General features: G+C 69.9%; 12 protein-coding genes, 2 rRNA genes and 1 pseudogene. 6 read left to right on the plus strand and 9 right to left on the minus strand.

Annotation, left to right across the window (positions count from 1 at the left end; translation table 11 throughout):
* The 3 genes from V6B97_RS07150 to V6B97_RS07160 all read left to right on the plus strand — a co-directional run.
* Positions 1-252, plus strand: a 23S ribosomal RNA gene (locus V6B97_RS07150); the annotation flags it as partial.
* Between the two features lie 103 nt (positions 253-355).
* A 5S ribosomal RNA gene (gene rrf / locus V6B97_RS07155) occupies positions 356-470 on the plus strand.
* 184 nt (positions 471-654) lie between these two features.
* Positions 655-1,863: a benzoate/H(+) symporter BenE family transporter gene (locus V6B97_RS07160; protein WP_333505812.1), complete on the plus strand. Its 1,209-nt coding sequence runs from the start codon at positions 655-657 to the stop codon at positions 1,861-1,863.
* A gap of 37 nt (positions 1,864-1,900) precedes the next feature.
* Here V6B97_RS07160 and V6B97_RS07165 read toward each other — a convergent pair whose 3' ends face one another.
* On the minus strand, positions 1,901-3,139 hold the full coding sequence (locus V6B97_RS07165) for an HDOD domain-containing protein (protein WP_333505813.1): 1,239 nt from the start codon (positions 3,137-3,139) through the stop codon (positions 1,901-1,903).
* 468 nt (positions 3,140-3,607) lie between these two features.
* Positions 3,608-5,296 carry a long-chain fatty acid--CoA ligase gene (locus tag V6B97_RS07170; protein ID WP_333505814.1) on the minus strand — a complete coding sequence of 563 codons (1,689 nt, stop codon included), beginning with the start codon at positions 5,294-5,296 and terminating at the stop codon, positions 3,608-3,610.
* Between the two features lie 342 nt (positions 5,297-5,638).
* Between V6B97_RS07170 and V6B97_RS07175 the strand changes: the two genes are divergently transcribed.
* Entirely contained in the window at positions 5,639-5,944 is a 306-nt protein-coding gene (locus tag V6B97_RS07175) for a Dabb family protein (protein WP_333505815.1), read from the plus strand.
* A gap of 120 nt (positions 5,945-6,064) precedes the next feature.
* Here the strand turns inward: V6B97_RS07175 and trhA are convergent, their stop codons facing one another.
* Positions 6,065-6,712 (minus strand): PAQR family membrane homeostasis protein TrhA, encoded by a 648-nt coding sequence (gene trhA / locus V6B97_RS07180; protein WP_333505887.1) that lies wholly within the window; start codon positions 6,710-6,712, stop codon positions 6,065-6,067.
* Positions 6,713-6,959: 247 nt separating this feature from the next.
* A complete protein-coding gene (ftsY, locus tag V6B97_RS07185) occupies positions 6,960-8,390 on the minus strand; it encodes a signal recognition particle-docking protein FtsY (RefSeq protein WP_333505816.1) in 1,431 nt (476 codons plus the stop codon).
* A gap of 387 nt (positions 8,391-8,777) precedes the next feature.
* On the opposite strand from ftsY, the gene V6B97_RS07190 reads away from it, so the two are divergent.
* Entirely contained in the window at positions 8,778-11,093 is a 2,316-nt protein-coding gene (locus V6B97_RS07190; RefSeq protein WP_333505817.1) for an ATP-binding protein, read from the plus strand.
* 301 nt (positions 11,094-11,394) lie between these two features.
* Positions 11,395-12,591, plus strand: coding sequence for an OmpP1/FadL family transporter (locus V6B97_RS07195; RefSeq protein WP_333505888.1), 1,197 nt, complete (start codon positions 11,395-11,397; stop codon positions 12,589-12,591).
* Between the two features lie 290 nt (positions 12,592-12,881).
* Here V6B97_RS07195 and V6B97_RS07200 read toward each other — a convergent pair whose 3' ends face one another.
* From V6B97_RS07200 to V6B97_RS07220, 5 genes and pseudogenes are all read right to left on the minus strand, one after another.
* A complete protein-coding gene (locus tag V6B97_RS07200; RefSeq protein ID WP_333505818.1) occupies positions 12,882-13,376 on the minus strand; it encodes a hypothetical protein in 495 nt (164 codons plus the stop codon).
* 1,349 nt (positions 13,377-14,725) lie between these two features.
* Positions 14,726-16,087, minus strand: a pseudogene (locus tag V6B97_RS17415) (DEAD/DEAH box helicase); the annotation flags it as partial.
* Between the two features lie 593 nt (positions 16,088-16,680).
* Positions 16,681-17,439 carry a precorrin-8X methylmutase gene (locus tag V6B97_RS07210; protein WP_333505820.1) on the minus strand — a complete coding sequence of 253 codons (759 nt, stop codon included), beginning with the start codon at positions 17,437-17,439 and terminating at the stop codon, positions 16,681-16,683.
* The gene (locus V6B97_RS07215; protein ID WP_333505821.1) at positions 17,430-19,073 is read right to left on the minus strand and encodes a cobyrinate a,c-diamide synthase; all 1,644 of its coding nucleotides are present in this window, start codon (positions 19,071-19,073) and stop codon (positions 17,430-17,432) included. The genes V6B97_RS07210 and V6B97_RS07215 overlap by 10 nt, the downstream gene beginning before the upstream one ends.
* Entirely contained in the window at positions 19,070-19,327 is a 258-nt protein-coding gene (locus tag V6B97_RS07220; protein WP_333505822.1) for a hypothetical protein, read from the minus strand. The genes V6B97_RS07215 and V6B97_RS07220 overlap by 4 nt, the downstream gene beginning before the upstream one ends.
* Positions 19,328-19,612: the final 285 nt, after the last annotated feature.

A 19,612-nucleotide genomic window follows, 5' to 3' on the forward strand; every position in this document is an offset into this window, starting at 1 on the left:
GTCCCTAGTACGAGAGGACCGGGATGGACGCACCCCTGGTGGTCCTGTTGTCACGCCAGTGGCACAGCAGGGTAGCTATGTGCGGAAGGGATAACCGCTGAAAGCATCTAAGCGGGAAGCCTGCCTCAAGATAAGGTCTCCCTCTCTTCGGAGCTGAAGGGCCCGGGTAGACAACCCGGTCGATAGGCTGGAGGTGTACGCGCGGCGACGCGCTCAGCTGACCAGTACTAATAGCCCGTGCGCCTTGTTTTCTTCCTCACACTTCCTTTCCACCCTGTTTGATTACAACTTTCGGTCCCGGCCGACGTGGCGGCGCACAATAGCCAGCCTTCCCGGACGGTGACCAGAATCTTGTGCTGGCATCCATGGAGGAGGGGGTACACCCGATCCCATTCCGAACTCGGAAGTTAAGCCCTCCATCGCCGATGATACTGCGTATTCGTGCGTGGGAAAGTAGGCCGATGCCAGCACTTTTTCTTTCCGGGAGACGCGCGACCGCACGCTCCCACCCCCGCTTTAGCGCGCAAGGCCCCGATGTGAGAACATCGGGGCCTGCGTGCGTTGTCTTGACGCTGCCACAGCGGCGGTGCTAGCACCGGGGCCTCACGCCCGTTTCCGGCCGTTTCCGCGGCCCTGCATGTGAGAGGTTCGCATATGCTGAAGCGCCTCCTGTCCGAATCGTCGCTCTCGGCCCTTGTGGCGGGGCTGGTTGCGGTCATCGTCTCCTACGCTGGGCCCGCCGCGCTGATGTTCCAGGCCGCCGAGGCCGCGCAGCTGACCCAGGCCCAGTTGTCCAGCTGGATCTGGGCCATTTCCGTGGGCGGCGGGCTGACCGGCATCGGGCTCAGCCTGTGGTACCGCGTGCCGGTGATCACCGCGTGGTCCACCCCCGGCGCGGCGCTGCTGGCCACCGGGTGGACCGCGTACAGCTACCCCGAGGCCATCGGCGCGTTCATCGCCGTGGGCGTGGCCATCACCGTGTTCGGGGTCACCGGGCTGTTCGCCGCGTTCATGGACCGCATTCCCAAGGCCGTGGTGTCGGCCATGCTGGCGGGCATCCTGTTCCGGTTCTGCGTGGACGTGTTCACCCGGTTGCAGGCCGCGCCGCTGCTGGTGGCCCCCATGCTGCTGGTGTGGCTGGCGGCCCGCCGCCTGGCCCCGCGCTATGCCGTGCTGTTGCCGCTGCTGGCGGGCCTTGTGGTGGCCGGGGTCACCGGGCAGCTTTCGTTCGGCGCGGTGAGCGCCGCGCCCGCCGTGCCGGTGCTGACCATGCCCCACTTCAGCATGGGGGCGCTGCTGGGGCTTGGCGTGCCGCTGTTCGTGGTGGCCATGGCCGGGCAGAACGCCACGGGCCTCGGGGTCATGCGCGCATCCGGCTACGACACCCCCGGCAGCCCGCTGGTGACCTGGACGGGCGTGGCCTCCACCCTGCTGGCCCCGTTCGGCTCGCACGGGGTGAACCTTGCGGCCATCACCGCCGCCATCTGCACCGGGCCGGAAGCCCATGCGGACCCGGCGCGGCGCTACTGGGCGGGCGTCTTCTGCGGCGGGTTCTACCTGCTGGTGGGCACCTTTGGGGCCACGCTGGTGGGGCTGTTCACGGCCCTGCCGCAGGCGCTGGTGGCCGTGGTGTCCGGCTTGGCCCTGCTGGGCGCCTTTCTGGGCGGACTGACCCAGGCCACGGAAGACCCGGTGCACCGTGAAAGCGCCGTCATCACTTTTTTGGTCACCGTGTCCGGGGTGAGCCTGCTGGGCGTAGGCTCGTCGTTCTGGGGGCTGCTGGCGGGCCTGCTGGCCGGGGCGGTGCTGGTGGGGCCGCAGGCCCGTGTGGAGGCGGCCATGCGGGTGGCGGCACGCAGGTAGAAGGGCTTGCTACGCGCGGGCGGGGCCGCCGGTTCCGTCAGGCCGTGGCGTCGCCAAAGAGGGCCTGCTCCATGGCCTCGGTGTCGGCCAGCACGTGCCCCACCAGCGAGGAGAAGTCCGCCGGGGTCAGCTTCACCCGGTCCAGCGCGCCGTGCGCGGGCTGGCGCAGCAATTCGTCGCCGGGCATGTGGTTGCCCAGGGCCACGGCGATGAAGTCGCCCAGGTGCACGTACAGGCTGAGGTCGGACCAGTTGCGGGCATCCGGGCCGTGGTGTTGTTCCGCCGCCTCGGCCACGGCGTCGCCCAGCCGCCAGGCGTCCAGCAGGCGGCGCCCGATGTCGCAATGGTCGTAGCCCAGCAGTTCGCGTTCAGCCACCTGGATGGGCATGGCCCCGTCCAGGGCGCGGCGCGCGACCTGGGCGGCAAGGTCCGGAAGGTTGCCCATCAGCAGCAGGTGGCCGATGTCGTGCAGCATGCCCGCCACGAACGCCCTGCCGGGGTCGGCGCCGCCGCAGGCCACGGCCAGCGCCCGGGCCGCCGTGGCCGCGCACGCCGCGTGCCGCCAGAAGGTGCGCCGGGCCGCCACGTCGCGCGGGGTCATCAGGCGCATCAGCGAGGCGGCGGTGACCAGGCTGAGAATCTGGCGCATGCCCAGCATCATCACGGCGCGCTGCACGGTTTCCACCGGCACCAGCGGGGCGTGCAGGGGGCTGTTGGCGATGCGCAGCACGGCGGCGGTCAGGTAGGTGTCGTGCTGGATGACGCGGGCCACGTCGTCGGGGGTGGCGTCATCCGATGTGACCAGTTCGCTCAGGCGCTGGACGACCTCGGGCGGGGTGGTCAGGGCCGGGCGGCGGGCCAGCAGCGCGGCCAGCGAGGGGGCTTCCGGCCGGGCCGCCACGGAACGTCCGCCCGAAAGCCCGGCGGGCACGCCATCTGCCGGGCGGCGGGCACCGGGCCGGGGATCGCGCCGGGCGGCGGCTTCCACGTCGCGCAGCAGGCGCGTACGGGCCCAGCGCGCAAGTTCGGCCAGCAGCGGATGGGTCAGGTCCACATGGGCGAAGCGCCGGGCCAGCGCCGTGTCAGCCCATGCCGCATGGGCGGAACCGCCCTGAGCGGCACTGTCCGGGGGGCTGCCATTTGGGCCGCTCCCGGCGGGGCGCACGCCATCGGCCGGGCCGTGGTGCGGCCGGTTGGGCGCGGCGCCAGCCTTGGGGGCGGGGGCGACAATGGGGGAGGCGGAGGCGCGAGGCTTTCCGCTGCGGAAGAAACCCATGGTGTGGCCGGAGGTACCGCGCGGGGCGCGGGCAGAGTGTGTCCGTCAGATTGACGGATATCGCAGAGCGCGCGGCTTGGAAAGCGGGTACTTACGGGCGCGGGAGCCCAAAACGCAGAACGGCTTGCGGACCGCCCGCAAGCCGATTTCTGCGTCATGCAAAGAAAGGAAGGATGTCTCTGTTCCTGCATGGGGCGTGCCAACGCCTCGTTTGCAAGGAGGGCAACATGCAATATCGTGATATCACAAGATGTGTTGGCTGTCTGCGTATTCCGCCATGGGCGCGTCCCGCGTGCAGGAAGTTGAACCGGTCCTCCCCGGCCCTCCGGGGCGGCCAAGAAATTTGACCGCCCGGCGCACCCCGTGGATGTCCCGCCGGATGTCCCGCCGGATGTCCCGGCCGGCTGTCCCGGCCAGATATTTGGGACGTGGCCGGGCATGGCCCGCGTCGCCGGAGGGTTCGCCCGCCTACTGCTCCACGTACAGGTAGCGCTTGATCTTGTGGGTGGGCGTCTTCTCGAAGGGCTCGGTCTGTTCGATGACCTTGTGCAGCCGCGCGAAGGTGGACACCTTGGTGTTCACGTCGTTGCGCAGTTCTTCCAGCAGGGCCGCCACCTTGTCGCGGGCCTTGGCGGCGGGCAGCCCGCCGAATTCCTCGTCCAGCCGCGCGTAGTCCAGGTGGATGCGCGCCGCCAGCCGTCCGTCCAGCTGGAACACCAGCGATTCCAGCACGTACGGCGACTGCTGGATGATCGCCTCCACTTCTTCGGGGTAGATGTTCTCGCCGCTGGGCCCCACAATGACGTTCTTCAACCGCCCCTTGATGTACAGGTAGCCGTCGCGGTCGAACTTGCCGAGGTCGCCGGTGCGGAACCAGCCGTCCTCGGTGAACACGGACGCGGTGATTTCCGGGGCCTTGGCGTACTCGCGCATCACGTTGGGGCCGCGCACCAGTATTTCGCCCTCGCCGGTGGCCGGGTCGGGCGCGTCGATGCGCACCTCCACCCCGGTCAGGGGCCAGCCGGTGGCGGTCAGCCGGGTGTCGGCCGGGCCGCAGCCCGCCACAAGGGGAGACGTCTCTGTAAGGCCGTAGCCGATGGCGTAGGGAAAGCCCGCCTCGCGCAGGAAGCGCTCCACATCAGGCGCGATGGCCGCCCCGCCGATGCAGAAGATGCGCAGCGCCCCGCCGAAGGTCTGCAACAGCCTCTTGCCCGCCATGGCGTGCAGCTTGCGCCGCACGAAGGGCAGGCCGTACAGCCGCCGCTTCAGCCAGGTGTCGGTGAACTTGGGCAGGACGGCGGACTTGAAGATCTTCTCGATGACCAGCGGCACCGACAGCATGGCCGTGGGCCGCACCTGGGCCAGGGCGGGCAGCAGGGCGCGCGCCGTGGGCGGCTTGTCCATGTAGTGCACGTGCGCGCCGTTGAGCACCGGCAGCACCAGGCCCAGGGTACATTCGTAGGTGTGCGACAGGGGCAGGATGGACAGCATGCGGTCGCCGGGGGCGATGCGCACGATGCTTTTCACCGCGTCGGCGTCCCACACGATGTTGCGGTGGGTCAGCACCACGCCCTTGGAGTGGCCGGTGGTGCCCGAGGTGTAGATGATGGCCGCCACGTCGTCCTCGCCCGGCTCCTCGGGGGCCAGATGGGTGAGGCGCATGGCCTTGTCGCGCAGCCTGCGGAATTCGCGCAGGCCGCGCTCCTTCAATTCGCGCAGCTTGTCGCGCGTGACGCCCTGCTGCACGGGGTGGAAATTTTCTATCTGGATGAGTTCCGGCGGGGTGTCGAACTGGCCGTCCTCCAGCTTGGGGAACAATCGCTCGGAGACGAACACCACCTTGGCTTCCGAATGGCGGATGATGTGGTGCACGGCGTCCGCGTGGAATTCCGGCAGGATGGGCACGGCAATGGCGCCCATGGCGGTGATGGCGAAATAGGCGATACCCCAGTTGGGCATGCTTTCCGAAAGGATGGCCACCCGGTCGCCGCGCGCCACGCCCTGTTCCGCCAGCAGGGCGGACACCGTGGTGGCATGTTCGAGCAGTTCGCGGAAGGTTATCGGCGTGCCGCCGATCTGCGACAGCGCGGGCTGGTCCGCGAACAGTTCGGCGCTGCGCTCCAGCACCCGCCTGAGGGTAAGCGTCTGCAACTCCATGCAAGCTCCTTCATGTGAGACTTCACGGATGTACGGCAAAGCCGGGTTTGCCGCAATCCCATGCGACGCGGCAGGGGGCGGGGAACGCGGCGTGTCGCCGTAACGTCACGGAAGGGAGCGGCGGGACAGGGTGCGACAGGCCGTTGCAGTGGCCGGGCGTGCGCATGCCTGTACCGGGAACGCAGGTTCGGGGGAGGGCGTGGCGGGTCGTGACGGTTCGCGCTTTCGCAGGCTGCGGCAGCCGCCCCAGCGGACGGATATGCCTGCACCGGTTGACCACGCAGCCCGTCGTGTCGCATACCGGATGGACCATCCAAACCCCAACGCCGCACGAGGTTTCCCATGCTCAAGCATATCGTCTGGTGGACCCTGAAGGACGAGGCCGAAGGCGCCTCCGCCGCCGAGAACGCCGCCAGGATGAAGGCCATGCTCGACCCGCTCATGGGCAGGATCCCCAGCCTGAAGGGGCTGGAGGTGAGCACCACCTTCCTCGGCACCACCACCGAGCCGGTGCAGATCATCCTGGTGTCCACCCACGACGACGCCGAAGGGCTGAAGGCCTACGCCGAACACCCCGAGCACGTGAAGTGCGTGGACTTCATCAAGAAGATCGTGGCCAGCCGCAAGGCCATCGATTATACGCTGTAGCAGCGTCAACGCACGGGCCGTGAAATCAGACGGGGAGGCGCGCCGATGGGCGGGCCTCCCCGTTTCGTTTCGGGAAATGTCGAGGGGACGGGACGTTGCGGCCGTGTTCCGCGCGGGCGGTTACAGCACGCTGACGTAGGAATACATGACCACGAAGTGGCAGAAGCTGCCCGCCATCACGAACAGGTGGAAGATCTCGTGGAAGCCGAAGTGCCGGAAGCGGTTGGGGCGCTTCAGCGCGTAGATCACCGCGCCCACCGAATAGAACGCGCCGCCCGCCACCAGCCAGGCCAGCGCCCCGGCTTGCAGGTTCATGACCAGCGGGTAGATGCCCGCCAAGGCCATCCAGCCCATGCCCAGGTAGATGCCCGTGGACACCCGGCGCGGCGCGTGCAGCCAGAACACCTTGGTGAAGATGCCCGCCACGGCCACCGCCCACACGCAGCCGAACAGCGACCAGCCCCACGGCCCGCGCAGCGGGATGAGGCAGATGGGCGTGTAGGTGGCCGCGATGTAGACGAAGATCATGGAATGGTCCACGCGGCGCATCAGGCGCACGCCCCGTTCCCGCAGCGGCAGCCAGTGGTACAGGGTGCTGGCCGTGTACAGCAGCACCATGGACACCCCGAAGACGGAAAAGGTCACCACGTGCCAGGGCAGCAGGGGCGAGGCCGCGCGCACCACCAGCAGCACCGTGCCCAGCACGGCCAGCAGCGCGCCGATGCAGTGGGTAAGGCCGCTGACCGGGTCGCGCAGGCTGGCGACCATGCGGCGCAGCAGCGGGACTGATGGAGCGGGCGGGGAGGGATGCAGGGCTGCGGTCATGCGGGTGTCCTCCTGGCGGGAGCACTGGGGGAAGGGGCGCGGCTGGCGCGGAATACGGGCCGGAATGCACCGCCCCGTGCCGCTGGCATAGCCGGTTTCCGGCCCGCCGTCACCTGACGGGCGGGCGGCAGGCGGTCCCCGTCTGAGGTGTCCGGGCTGTCCAGACTGCTCGGGCCGTCCGGCGTCGGCCCTATTCGGCGTCCTGTCCGGCGTCCTGTTCGGCGTCGGGCCGGCCTTCCTCGCGGCCCACGCCCAGCAGGGCCAGGGCGAAGTCGCCGCCGTCGAAGGGGCGCAGGTCTTCCATCTTTTCCCCAAGGCCCACGAAGGTGATGGGGATGCCGAACTGCATGGCCACGGCCACCACGATGCCGCCCTTGGCCGTGCCGTCCAGCTTGGTCAGCACGATTTCGTCCACCCCGCAGGCCTCGTTGAACAGCTTGGTCTGCGACAGGGCGTTCTGGCCGGTGGTGGCGTCGATGACCAGGATGGAGCGGTGCGGCGCGCCGGGGTGCTTGCGTTCGAGTATCCGGCGGATCTTGTGCAGTTCTTCCATCAGGTTGACCTTGGTGTGCAGGCGGCCCGCCGTGTCCACGAACACGATGTCGTAGCCGCCCGCCAGGGCCACGTCCATGGCCTCGAAGGCCACGGCGGCCGGGTCGGACCCGGCGGTCTTGGCGTGGAAGTCGGCCCCCACGCGCCTGGCCCACACTTCCAGCTGTTCGATGGCCGCCGCCCGGAAGGTGTCCGCCGCGGCGATGAGCACCTTCTTGCCCTGCATGCGGGCGCGGTGGGCCAGCTTGGCGATGGTGGTGGTCTTGCCCACGCCGTTGACGCCGATCATCAGCACCACCTCGGGCGGGGTCACGGCGGCGATGCGGCGCGGCGCGCGGAAGATGTCCTGCAATTCTGCGCGCAGCAGGTCGCGGAAGGCGGCCGGGTCGTCGGTGCCGGCCTTGCGGGCGCGTTCCTTCAGGCGGCCCACAAGCTGCATGGCGGGCTCGAAGCCCACGTCGGCCATGATCAGGATTTCTTCCAGTTCTTCCCAGAACCTGGCGTCGATGCGGCCGTGCGAGGCCAGCAGGGCGTCGATGCGGCCGGTGATCTGCTCGCGCGTGCGGGCGAGGCCCTCGGTCAGCTTCAGGAACAGGCGGTTGCGCTCGTCCTCCTCGTCCTCCAGGTCAAGGGCCAGGGCCAGCCGGTATTGCAGTTCGGAGCGGAAGTCGCCTACGTGGCGGTAGTCCATGGCGGAGAGCCAGCGCCGGAAGTCCGCCATGAAGGCCTCGGCCTCGGCGTCCGGGGTTTCCAGCGCGGCGAACAGGAAGCGCAGCCGTTCCCACAGTACGTCGCCCGCTTCGTCCACACCCGCCAGCACGTGGCCCAGCCACACCGAAAGGCGCGGCTCGGACTGGCGCAGGGCGCGGGCCAGCTCGGCCCGCCACGGGGCGTCCTGTGCGCCGGGCACGCCGGGTGTACCGGGTACTTCGGGTGCGCCGGGCGCAGCCGCTTCCGGGGCCGGAGCGGCCTCGGCCTGCGCCCCGGCTTCCGGGGTTCCGGGCGGGGCCTTGGGCGCGTCCGCCTCGCGGGGCGTCCACAATTTCTTGATGGCGCTGAAGAAACCCATATGTCGTCCTCCAGATGCGGGGGAAGTGGCGGCGGGAAGCGGCGGCGCGGGCCAGAGGCCGTGCATGCCCGGCCTGTCTGTCTGGCCTGTCCGGCTGGTCCTGCTGATTCGGCCGGTCCGGTCGGTTCGCCGGTCCAACTGGCCGGGCTGGCCGGGCTGGCCGGAGCCGTGCCGGTCGCGGGGCCGCCACAACTTTGCCCAGAACCCCCGGCGAGTCAAGGTGACGGGCGCGGGGGCGGCGCGCGCAGGCCGCGCCGCCCGCATTTCCATCGCGCCGCGTCGCCCCCGCTCTTTCCATCGCATGGCGCATCGTGTACGTTGTCGTAAACCGGAAGCCCGACGCGCCGCGCGGTGCTTCCAGACAGGCGACGGGGACATGACGCCCGCATGAGCAACACCACCGCCAGCAAAGGACTCTCCGTCCCGGACATCATCAAGGGGCGTTCGCTGTCGCGCGACCTTACCGTGAGCCTCGTGGTGATGGTGCTGGTGGTTGTGGCGGCGCTGTTCTCGTTCGTCTACGTGCAGATTTCGCGCGACATGCTGCACGAGGTGGACCGCAAGGCCGACGAATACATCACCCGCCTGGCCGACATCCTGTCCATTCCCATGTGGAACTTCGACGCGCGCACCATGGACCAGATCGGCTCGGTGTTCGCGCAGTACGAACTGATCAACGAAATCCACATCGAGGACGCCCAGGGCAACACCCTGTTCCGGGTGCGCAAGGGCACCGACCCCGACGCCACCGTGTTCCGCGAGCGGGCCGTGCGCTTCGAGTCCGAGACCATCGGCCGGGTGTCCATGGTGGTCACCCTGCAGGAATACCGGCGCAGCCTGGAGCGGTTGCTGAAGGCCAGCGCCCTGATCATGGGCAGCGTGCTGGTGGTGCTGCTGGCCTCCACCGGGGTGCTGCTGCGGGTGTTCCTGCGCCGCCCGCTGGAAGCGCTGCAATCGGGCATGGACCAGATCGCCCGGGGCGACTTCGCCTACGACATGGGCTCCATCGCCCATGCCGAACTGGCCCAGATCGCGGAAAACTTCTCGCGCATGTGCAGCCAGGTGGAGCAGCGCGAGAACGAACTGCACGCCATCAACACCAAGCTCCAGGACGAGATCCACAACCGCCGCCAGACCGAACTGGCCCTGCGCGCCAGCGAGGAGCGCTACGCCCTGGTGGTGGGCGGCACCAGCGACGGCATCTGGGACTGGGACCTCGTCACCAACACCGTCTATTTCTCGCCGCGCTGGAAATCCATCGTGGGCTACGAGGACCACGAACTGCCCAACCGGGTCGAGGAGTGGAAAGAGCGGATCCACCCGGACGACGTGGACCTCGTGCTGCGCGGCCACGACGACTATCTTGCCCGGCGCGTGCCCGAGTTTCAGGTGGAATACCGCATGCGCCACAAGGACGACAGTTACCGCTGGATCCTGGGGCGCGGCGCGGCCCTGTGGGACGTCAACGGCGTGCCCGTGCGCATGGCCGGGGCCCACACCGACATCACCACCCGCAAGGAAGTGGAACAGGAACTGCGCGAGGCCAAGAACAACCTCGACAACATCCTGAACGCCATGCCCTCGATCATCGTGGGGGTGGACCAGTCCGGCAGCATCACCCTGTGGAACCGCACGGCAGAGCGGGTCACCGGCCAGCCGCGCGACGCGGTGCTGGGCAACCCCGTGGGCGAGGCCCTGCCCGACTTCGGCTTTCTGCTGGACGAAATCCGCCGCTCCATCGCCGAGGGCGGCACCATCTCGCTGGACAAGACCCCGGTGCCCGGCCCCGGGGTGACCCGGTATTTCGACATCGTCATCTATCCCGTGGTGTCGCGGGGCAGCTTCGGCGCGGTGGTGCGCCTGGACGACATCACCGGTCGCATCCGCATCGAGGAGATGATGGTGCAGACCGAGAAGATGCTGTCGGTGGGCGGCCTTGCGGCGGGCATGGCGCACGAGATCAACAACCCCCTGGGGGGGATCCTGCAGGGGGCGCAGAACATCCAGCGCAGGCTGGACCCGGAGTTTGCCCCCAACGTGGTGGCCGCGGAAGAGTCGGGCTGTTCCATGGACTCCATCCGGAGCTACCTGGACCGCCGGGGCATCCTGCGTTTTCTGGACGGCATCCGCGAGTCGGGCAACCGCGCGGCCAACATCGTCTCCAACATGCTGGAATTCAGCCGCCGCAGCGAATCGCGCTGGCAGCGGGTGTCGCTGCCGTACCTGGTGGACCGCACCCTGGAACTGGCGGCCAACGACTACGACCTGAAGAAGAAGTACGACTTCCGGCACATCGACATCGTGCGCGACTTCGCGCCCGACCTGCCCGACCTGCCGTGCATGCCCACCGAAATCGAGCAGGTGCTGCTGAACCTGTTCAAGAACGCCGCCCAGGCCATGCACCTGCGCGGCGAACGGCCCGACCCGCCGCGCATTTCCGTGACCCTGCGGCGCGAGGGCGGCATGCTGCGCATCGACGTGGCCGACAACGGCCCCGGCATGGAAGAGGACGTGCGGCGCAGGGTGTTCGAGCCGTTCTTCACCACCAAGAGCGTGGGCGAGGGCACCGGCCTTGGCCTTTCGGTGTCGTACTTCATCATCACCACCAACCACGGCGGCACCTTCACCGTGGATTCGGAACCGGACCGGGGCACGGTGTTCACCCTGCGGCTGCCCGTGGAGCAGCGCCACGTGACCACGTAGGGCGTGCCGTCCCCTGCCTTCGCTTTTTATCGACGCCGCGCCGCAAGCGCGGCGTTTCCCGTTCCTGCGCCCTTCCCCGGTGCGTGCCGTGCGGCCTTCTTTCTTGCCATCAGGCACAAATGTTTCTACATGTTGCCGCTCGGCACTGCACGATGTGGACAAGGGCGGCCAGCAGCCGTCCGCCATTGGCGCGCGAGGGAACGTTGCCCGGTTTCGGGCGGCGTGCGCGCCGGGTTGTCGCACGGCCATTTCCGGCCGCATGCATATCGGAGGCAATGTGTTCCGTGTTCTTCTGGCCGCGATGCTCTGCGTCGCGGCATGGGCTCCTTTTGCCGAAGCAGCGGGCTTCGCCATGTACGAATTCAGCGCCCGGGGCAACGCGCTGGGCGGAGCCATGACGGCCCGCCGCGCCGACCCTTCGTCCATCGCCTTCAACCCCGCCCTGGTCACCCGGCTGGAGGGCACCCAGGCCCTGGCCGGGGCCACCGTGGTGGCGCCGCAGGTGTCCGTGGACGTCAACGGCCACACCACCGATGCGGAATCCAACATGTGGACCATTCCGCACGCCTACGCCACCACCCAGATCAACGACAACCTGTTCCTGGGCGTGGGCACCTTCTCGCGCTTCGGCCTGGGCACGGAGTATCCCTCCGGCTGGGTGGGCCGCAACGACCTGCGCTCGGTGAACATCCAGTCCATGTCGGTGAACCCGGTGCTGGGCGTGCGCAACGGCAACCTGGCCTTGGGCCTGGGCGTCGAGGCCATGTGGTTCGAATACGACCAGCGGCAGGCCACCACCGTGGGCGCCACCGACATCGACGGCCGGGTCAAGGGTGATTCCACCGGCTTCGGCCTGAACGGCGGCCTGTGGTGGAAGGCCACGGACAGCGTGGCCCTGGGCGCCAGCTTCCGCACGCCCATCAAGCAGGACCTGGAAGGCCGCGCCACCTTCGACAGGAACGGCGCGCCCGTACCGTCCACCTGGTTCAGGGATACCGGCGCCGAAGGCTCCGTGACCCTGCCCGGCGAGGTGCGCATGGGCGTGGCGTGGGAGCCGGACGACCGCTGGAGCGTGGCCGTGGACGTGACGCGCACCTTCTGGAGCAGCTACGACGAACTGCGCATCCGCTATGACGACGCACTGGCCCCCGGCGTGACGGAAAGCCTGAAAACCACCGAATGGCGCGACGTGTGGCGCCTGGGCATCGGCGTGGAATACCGCCTGACCGACATGGTGGACCTGCGCGCGGGGTACGTCTACGACTGCGAGCCCGTGAATCCCGACCGCCTCGACTTTCTGGTGCCCGCCAACGACCGCCAGTTGTACAGCCTGGGCGTGGGCCTGCACGACGGCCCGTGGCGGGTGGACGTTTCGTACACCTATTTGTGGATCAAGGGGCGCGACGGCGAGGTGGAGGGCAGGAACGGCATCTACGACGTGCGCTTCCACGACGGGGATGCGCAGCTCCTTGGGCTTTCCGCTGGCTGGCAATTCTAGGGGGGGGCCGTCACGAGCGTCCTTTTGCCCTCTGCCTGCGTCAGAACAGTGTTTTATTTCGGTCGAGTACGAGAAGAGTACACTCCCTCCATAAAAAACTGTTCTTCCTTGGCAGAGAACAAAATTCCTGCTCGTGACGGCCCCCCCTGTCGGCAGCCAGCGCGGGGTATCCGAACCTGACGTGATAAGTGATGTATCCCTTGGAAATGAAAATGGGAGGGACCTCGCGGTTCCTCCCATTTATTTTTGTGTTGGTATTTCAGAGGGAAAAGACGATTTGGAAATGACCCCTAGATCAGTTTGTCGAAAATCAGCTTATACGTGGAGCGGATGTGCAGGGCCAGGCGCAGGCGCAGGGCCTTGGCCTCGGCGTCGCCCAGCGAGAGCAGCGAGACCAGGTGGTGGGCCGCCTCGGAGAAGTCGGCGTCGCCCTTGTGTTCCAGCATGTCCACGTAGGCGCGCACCTTTTCCGCCAGCGCGGCCGCCTCCTTGCGGGCGGCGTTGCGCGGCGGGGCCTGCTGGAAGCGTTCCAGGAACGTCTCGAAGATCACCTCGAAGTCGTCCGGAAACGATCTGCGCAGGGCCAGCCGCCACAGGGCGATGAACAGGGCCCGCAGGTCCTGCAGCGCGCGCTTGCGCCGCAGGAACTGCATGCGGCCGATGCCCATGGCGTCGATTTCCGGCGTGAAGTCGAAGGAATCGAGCAGGGCGGCGAAGTTGTCCAGCACTTCGTCGATGGTATAGGCGGGCGATGCGTTCATGCCCGGCAGTGGACCGGCGCTCATTCGGCGTCGGCCTCCGCGTGGTGTGCCGCGCCATCCGTATGGCCCTCGCCGTCCGCATGGTTCTCGCCTTCGGGGGCCGCCCCGGCGGGCTTCTTGCGGCGGCGGCGCCTGCGGCGCTTGGCGGGCGTGGCCGCGTTGCCGGGGGCGGCGTCCTCGGGGCCGTGCCCGTCGGCTGCGTCATCGAACTCGTCGTCCAGACCGTCGTCAAGGTCGTCGCCGCCACCCAGCGCATCGGTCAGCACGGGCTGTACCGGGGCCGATTTGGGGGCCGCCTTGCCCTTGGCGGCGGCCTTGCCCCTGGACGGGGCCTGCGCCCTGGTCCCGGTGGGCAGCCGCTGGCCGAACACGCTGCCCACCGCCGCCGAGGAGGCGCGCACGTCGTCCAGACGGTCGTCGTCCTCGCTCAGGTAGTCTTCCAGCAGCAGGGGCATGCCGTCGTCATCATCCTCGTCGGGGGTCTTGCCACGGGGTGCGGCCTTGCCCTTTTCGGGCTTGGCGGGCTCGGCCTTGCCGCCCTTGCCCCTGCCGCGCCGCGCGCCGCGCGCGGGCTTGGCTTCGGCGTCGTCGTCGGACCCTGCCTCGGCATCGGCAGGCGCGGCATCGGGGGTAGCCGCGTCGGCCTTTTCGGCATCGGCCTTGGCGGCACGGCCGGCGGCCTTGCCCCGGGCCGGGCGCGCGGGTTTGGCCCTGCCGGGCTTGTCAGTGGCGAGCGTGTCAGGGACGGGCTTGTCAGTGACAGACTTTTCGGTGGGGGCGTCTCCCGCCCCGGCGGCGTCGGCGTCCGCTGCGGCGGGAGCGGCGGCCTTGGGCGTCCGTGGTTCGCGGGGCTGCCTGGGCGCTTCCGGAGCGGCGGCCACGGCCGTGTCCGGGGTGCCGGTCAGGCCGTCGTCCGCCCCATCGTCGTCCATTCCGTCATCCGGATATTCCGGAGCGCCAGTGTCCGGTGCGCCTTCCTGCGCGGCGAGGGCCTCGGCCTCGCGGCGGCGCTTGCGGCCACGGCCGCGCCGCGACCGGCGGCGTCCCTCGCGGGGGGCCTGCCCGTCCTCGCGCTGTTCCGTGCGCTGTTCCGCGCCCTCTGCGCGGGCGGCATCGTCCGTGGCGGCCTCGACGTCCCCGGCCACGGGCTGGGGACGGGCATCGCGCCCGTCGCGTTCATCGCGCCGGTCATCACGCCGTTCATCGCGTTTGTCGTCGCGCCGATCGTCCCGGCGGTCATCCCGACGGTCCCGGTCGCGGCGGCGTCCGTCGCGCTCATCGCGCCGTTCGTCACGCCTGTCGTCCCGGCGCTCGTCCCGTCGTTCCTCGCGGCGCCGTTCGGCGCGGGGCGCCGGGGCCGTGGCGGGCATGGGCGGGGCCGCGTGCAGGCTTTCCTGGTAGTACTGGTCCAGCAGCATGGCCAGCAGCGAAAGCTGCTCGTCGTCACCGGCCAGGGCGCGGGCCAGCGGCGCGAAGCGCTGCTGCCGTTCGCGTTCCAGCCCGGTGCGGGCGCGCAGGCGCGCCTCCAGCAGGGCGGTCAGCCGATCGCCGGCGATGCGCGCCACCGACTCGTCGTCGGGCGTGGGCCGGTGCTGGATGTCGATCTTGTAGTGCTTGGCGATGCGCTGCAATTCCAGCTTCTGGATGATGTCCACCAGCGAGATCACCGTGCCCGCCGAACCGGCGCGGCCGGTGCGCCCGGCGCGGTGGATGTACGATTCGCGGTCTTCCGGCGGCTCGTACAGGATCACGTGCGAAAGGTCGGGAATGTCGATGCCGCGCGCGGCCACGTCGGTGGCCACCAGAAAGCGCACCCCGCCCTTGCGCAGGTTGCCCAGCACCTGCTCGCGCTTGGCCTGGGTAAGATCGGCCGAAAGCTCGTCGGCGTTGTAGCCGAAGCCCTGCAATACCGCCGTCACGTAGTGCACGTTGGCCTTGGTGTTGCAGAAGATGATGGCCGCCGTGGGATTTTCGGACTCGATGATGCGCACCAGCGCCCGGTCCTTGTCCATGGGCCTGGCTTCGCAATACAGGTGCTGCGTCTGGGCCACGTGCACCTGCTGGTGGCTCAGGCTGAGCATGCGCGGTTCGCTCAGGAATTCGCCCGCCAGGTTCAGCACGTGGGGCGGGTAGGTGGCCGAGAAGAGGTAGGCGGAAATGCGGCGCTTGGGCAGGTAGCGCTGGATTTCCTTCATGTCCGGGTAGAAGCCGATGGACAGCATGCGGTCGGCCTCGTCGAACACCAGCACCCGGATGCGGTCCAGGTTCATGGTGCGGCGCAGCAGGTGGTCCAGCACGCGGCCGGGGGTGCCCACCACCAGGTGCGCGCCCTCGCGCAGGGCGTCCATCTGCTTGCCGTAGCCCACGCCCCCGTACACGGCGGCCACGTTCAGGCCCGTGCCCTGGAACAGCACGCGGGCCTCGTATTCCACCTGCAGGGCCAGTTCTCGCGTGGGCACCAGGATCAGGGCCTGCACGGCGGCTTCGTCGGGGGAAAGGCGTTCGATGAGCGGCAGCAGGAAGGCCCCGGTCTTGCCGCTGCCCGTGCGCGACTGCACCATCAGGTCGCGTTTGGCGAAGATGTACGGCAGGGCGCGGGTCTGCACCGGCATCAGGTTGGTCCACCCGGCGCGGGCGGCGGCCTCCTGCACCACGGGGGGCAGGTCGGTGAGAGTCACCGGGGGCAGCGCGTCCTCGGGCTCGTCGATGCGGGTGATCTCCGCGGCAAGGCGCAGGGCCGGGTCTTCCTCGTCGTCGGAAGCTTCGGGGAAAGCGTCGGGGGAAGTGTCGGCGGATGCATCAGGGGATGCGCCAAGGGCGGCGTCGGCCACGGGAGCCACGGGGGGCTCCGGCGTGGGGGCGGCAGCGGAAATTTCGGCGGGAGCGCCTTCGGTGGGAGCAGCTTCGGTGGCCGGGGATTCGGGGGCGACGGAAACGTCGGGGGTGCCGGAAACGTCGGTGACGGCGGGGGCGGGCACGTCGGATGCGCCGGGCGCGGACGAAGGAGCTTCGCCGGTGTCGGCAGCCGAGTGCGCGTCGCCCTCAAGGCGTGGATCGTGGGTCATGCAGATTCCTTGTTGGACCGGCTGGGCCGGCGCGGTGTGGCGTCGCTCCGGCGAGGGAGCGGAATGCCTGTCGACCAGAATAGCAAAGGGTGTGCCCGTTGCGCAAGAACGTGAGGCGTGGACCCCCGGTTGTTTCGAATTCGAAGCGGCGTGGTCCGGGTGGAATGGTTCGGGCGGAATGGTTGGGGCTTCGCGCGCGGTGCGGCCTGGTATGCCGGGGGACGCGGGACGGAGACGCGAGGGGAGGGGGCGCGGGCGTGCCGTCAATCTTTCATGCGCAGGGCCAGTTCCGCCAGGGCGTTGACGGTGGCGGCGGCCAGGGGCGAGCCGCCCTTGCGGCCGCGCAGGGCCAGACAGGGCAGCCCCTGCGGACCGCAGCGGGCCAGCGCGGCCGCCTGTTCCAGAAACAGCTCCTTGGATTCCGCCGCATTGACGAAGCCCACCGGCATGGCCACCACCAGCGCCGGGGGCGGGCCGCCCGCCGCCAGATGGTCCAGCAGGGCCAGCAGCGCGGTGGGGGCGTTGCCCACGGCCACGATGGCCCCGCCCAGCCGGTCCCCGGCCAGTTCCATGGCCGCGCGGGCGCGGGTGGTGCCCCGCTCGCTCGCGCGTTCCGCCGTGCCGGGCAGGGCGTGCAGGCAGGCCACGGTGCAGCCCAGCGGGGTGAGACGGCGCAGGGGCATGCCCGCGCGGGCCATTTCCGTGTCGGTGTAGATGGCGCAGCCCCGGACAAGGGCGGCCACCCCGGCCTCGATGGCTGCGTCCGGCAGGTGCAGGTGGGGCAGGATGTCGAAGTCGGCGCAGGTGTGCACCAGCCGCCGCGCGATCTCCCAGGCCCGGCCCGCGAAGGGCTTGGGCTCTCCGGCCTCCTCGTCGATGATGGCGAAGGAGCGGGCTTCTATGGCGTCCGGGGTGAAGGCCGGTTGCAGGCGCGGGTCCGCGTCGGCGGAACGGGGGGCGTCCGGGTGCATGGCGTTCGGGGATGCGGCGGGCGGGCGGGCGGGGTCTGGCGTCAGGGGCATGCGATGTCTCCGGGGGCGGCGCAGGCGGCCACGAAGGCGCGCGCCGCATCGGGGTTGGAGCCGAAATGCAGGTGCACGTACGAGCCGGACACGGATCCCGCGCGCAGCCCTTCCGGCCCCAGGGGCGCGCCGTTGCGGTCGCGCAGGGTCCACAGCGCGGGAGCGGGACGGGCTGCGCCGGACGCGGCGTCTCCTTGCGGGGCGACGATGGATGGTACGGGGTCCAGGTGCGAATAGTGGAATTCGTGGCCGCGCAGCACCGTGCCCCCCGGGCCGAAGGGGGACGGGTGCAGGGTGTGCGCCTCGCGGTAGCCCAGGGAGCGCAGCCGCCCGTCCATGCGGCAGCGGGCGGGCAGGCAGCCGGTCATGGCATGGCGGACGCCCGCCGCATCGATGATGGAGCGCATCAGATACATGAACCCGCCGCATTCGCCGTGCACCGGGCGGCCCGGCGCGGCGAACGCGCGCACGGCGTCCAGCATGGGGCCGTTGGCGGCCAGGCGCGCGGCGTGCAGTTCCGGGTAGCCGCCGGGCAGCAGCAGCCCGCCGAGGCCGGGGGGCAGTTCCGCGTCGTCCAGCGGCGAGAAGAACACCGGCTCGGCCCCGGATGCCTCCAGCAGGAACAGGTTTTCCGGGTACAGGAACGAGAAGGCCGCGTCGCGGGCGATGCCCACGCGCACGCGGCGCGGCGCGCCTTCGGCCAGGTGCGTGGCGGTGACAGGCGGGGGGGCGACGGGCTTGGACGCGGGCGTCGCCAGGTCTTCCGGCCTGCCTTGGTCGATGGCGGGCACGGCGGGCCGTGGGCTTTGGGGGGCCATGGCCGCGCAGCGGGCCAGCAGGTCGTCCAGATTTTGCCCGGCTGCGGCCAGCCCGGCCTCGAACCAGTCGGCCAGCCGGGCGGACAGGTGCGCCCAGTGGTGCTCGTGCGCCTGGGCCAGTCCCAGATGGCGCGAGGGCAGGGCCAGGGTTTCGTCGCGGGCCAGCAGGCCCAGCAGGGGCACGTCCGGGCAGTGGGCGGCCAGCGCCCCGCGCAAAAGGTCGCGGTGGCCGGGGCCGCCCACCCGGTTGCAGACCACCCCGGCAAAGCGCAGGGCCGGGTCGAACCGGGTGTAGCCCGCCACCAGCGCCGCCACCGAACGCGACATGCCGCGCACGTCGGCCACCAGCAGCACCGGGGCGTCCAGCAGGGCGGCCACTTCCGCCGTGGAGCCCTGCCCCCCTTCGGCCGATGCGCCGTCGAACAGGCCCATGACGCCTTCGATGACGGCGATGCGGGGGGCGTCGCCGGGCGAAGCGGACAGCGGCGATGCGTCCGGCTCCGCCGCGCGGGTGGCGCGGGCGAACGAGCGGCGCACCCCCTCCGGCCCGCACATCCAGCCGTCCAGGTTCCAGCCCGGCCGACCGGTGACGGCGGCGTGCAGGCCGGGGTCGATGTAGTCCGGCCCGGCCTTCAGGGGCTGCACGCGCAGGCCGCGCCGGGTCAGGGCGGCCAGCAGGGCCAGCGTGGCCGTGGTCTTGCCGCAGCCGCTGTGGGTGCCCGCCACCACAAGGACGGGCAGGTGCCCGGACTGGGGTCCGGACTGGTGCGTGGACCGGGATGCGGGTGCCGCGTGGGGCGCCGCCGGGCGGGTCATGCGATGTCGGCCTCGCCGGGCAGGCGGGGTGCGAATTTGGCGGCGATGATGGCCGCATCCCCGGCCCGGGCCGAAACCTGCAACTCCGGCGCGCCGCCGTGGCAGCGGAACGCGCCGTCCACCATGTCCACGTAGCCCGCGGACAGCACGCGCGTGTAGGGCAGTTGTTCGCGCATGTCCGCGTGGTCCACCCGGTGCGGAAAGATGAACGGCACGGGGTGGCCGGAAAAGTCCTCGAAGATGATGTACTTCATGCGGGGCTCCCGATGGGTTTGCCGCATGGTACGGGCTTTGGCGGCGAAGGTCCACAGGGTGCGGGGCGCGGGGCGCCGCCGCGACGCGGATATCCGGCGTGACGCACAACAGTGGCCGTCCGCATGGAGGCCGCGCCGCCGCAACGGGCATGCCGCATGGCGCGCGGCGAGCGCAACGCCCCCGTGGTTCGCCCCGGCCCATTCGTGCGGGCAATCGTGCATGTCGCAAGGTTGCGCTTGCCACTGCGTCAGCGAGTACTCTGCATCATCCGGGGCGTGCGTGCA

The organism is Nitratidesulfovibrio sp. 1201_IL3209, from assembly GCF_036763125.1.
Taxonomy (GTDB): Bacteria; Desulfobacterota; Desulfovibrionia; order Desulfovibrionales; family Desulfovibrionaceae; genus Cupidesulfovibrio.

Excerpts from the sequence above, each read along its gene's own strand:
- V6B97_RS07160 (WP_333505812.1), top strand. The coding sequence starts at position 655 with ATGCTGAAGCGCCTCCTGTCCGAATCGTCGCTCTCGGCCCTTGTGGCG.
- V6B97_RS07165 (WP_333505813.1), bottom strand. The coding sequence starts at position 3,139 with ATGGGTTTCTTCCGCAGCGGAAAGCCTCGCGCCTCCGCCTCCCCCATT.
- V6B97_RS07170 (WP_333505814.1), bottom strand. The coding sequence starts at position 5,296 with ATGGAGTTGCAGACGCTTACCCTCAGGCGGGTGCTGGAGCGCAGCGCC.
- V6B97_RS07175 (WP_333505815.1), top strand. The coding sequence starts at position 5,639 with ATGCTCAAGCATATCGTCTGGTGGACCCTGAAGGACGAGGCCGAAGGC.
- trhA (WP_333505887.1), bottom strand. The coding sequence starts at position 6,712 with ATGGTCGCCAGCCTGCGCGACCCGGTCAGCGGCCTTACCCACTGCATC.
- ftsY (WP_333505816.1), bottom strand. The coding sequence starts at position 8,390 with ATGGGTTTCTTCAGCGCCATCAAGAAATTGTGGACGCCCCGCGAGGCG.
- V6B97_RS07190 (WP_333505817.1), top strand. The coding sequence starts at position 8,778 with ATGAGCAACACCACCGCCAGCAAAGGACTCTCCGTCCCGGACATCATC.
- V6B97_RS07195 (WP_333505888.1), top strand. The coding sequence starts at position 11,395 with ATGCTCTGCGTCGCGGCATGGGCTCCTTTTGCCGAAGCAGCGGGCTTC.
- V6B97_RS07200 (WP_333505818.1), bottom strand. The coding sequence starts at position 13,376 with ATGAGCGCCGGTCCACTGCCGGGCATGAACGCATCGCCCGCCTATACC.
- V6B97_RS07210 (WP_333505820.1), bottom strand. The coding sequence starts at position 17,439 with ATGCCCCTGACGCCAGACCCCGCCCGCCCGCCCGCCGCATCCCCGAAC.
- V6B97_RS07215 (WP_333505821.1), bottom strand. The coding sequence starts at position 19,073 with ATGACCCGCCCGGCGGCGCCCCACGCGGCACCCGCATCCCGGTCCACG.
- V6B97_RS07220 (WP_333505822.1), bottom strand. The coding sequence starts at position 19,327 with ATGAAGTACATCATCTTCGAGGACTTTTCCGGCCACCCCGTGCCGTTC.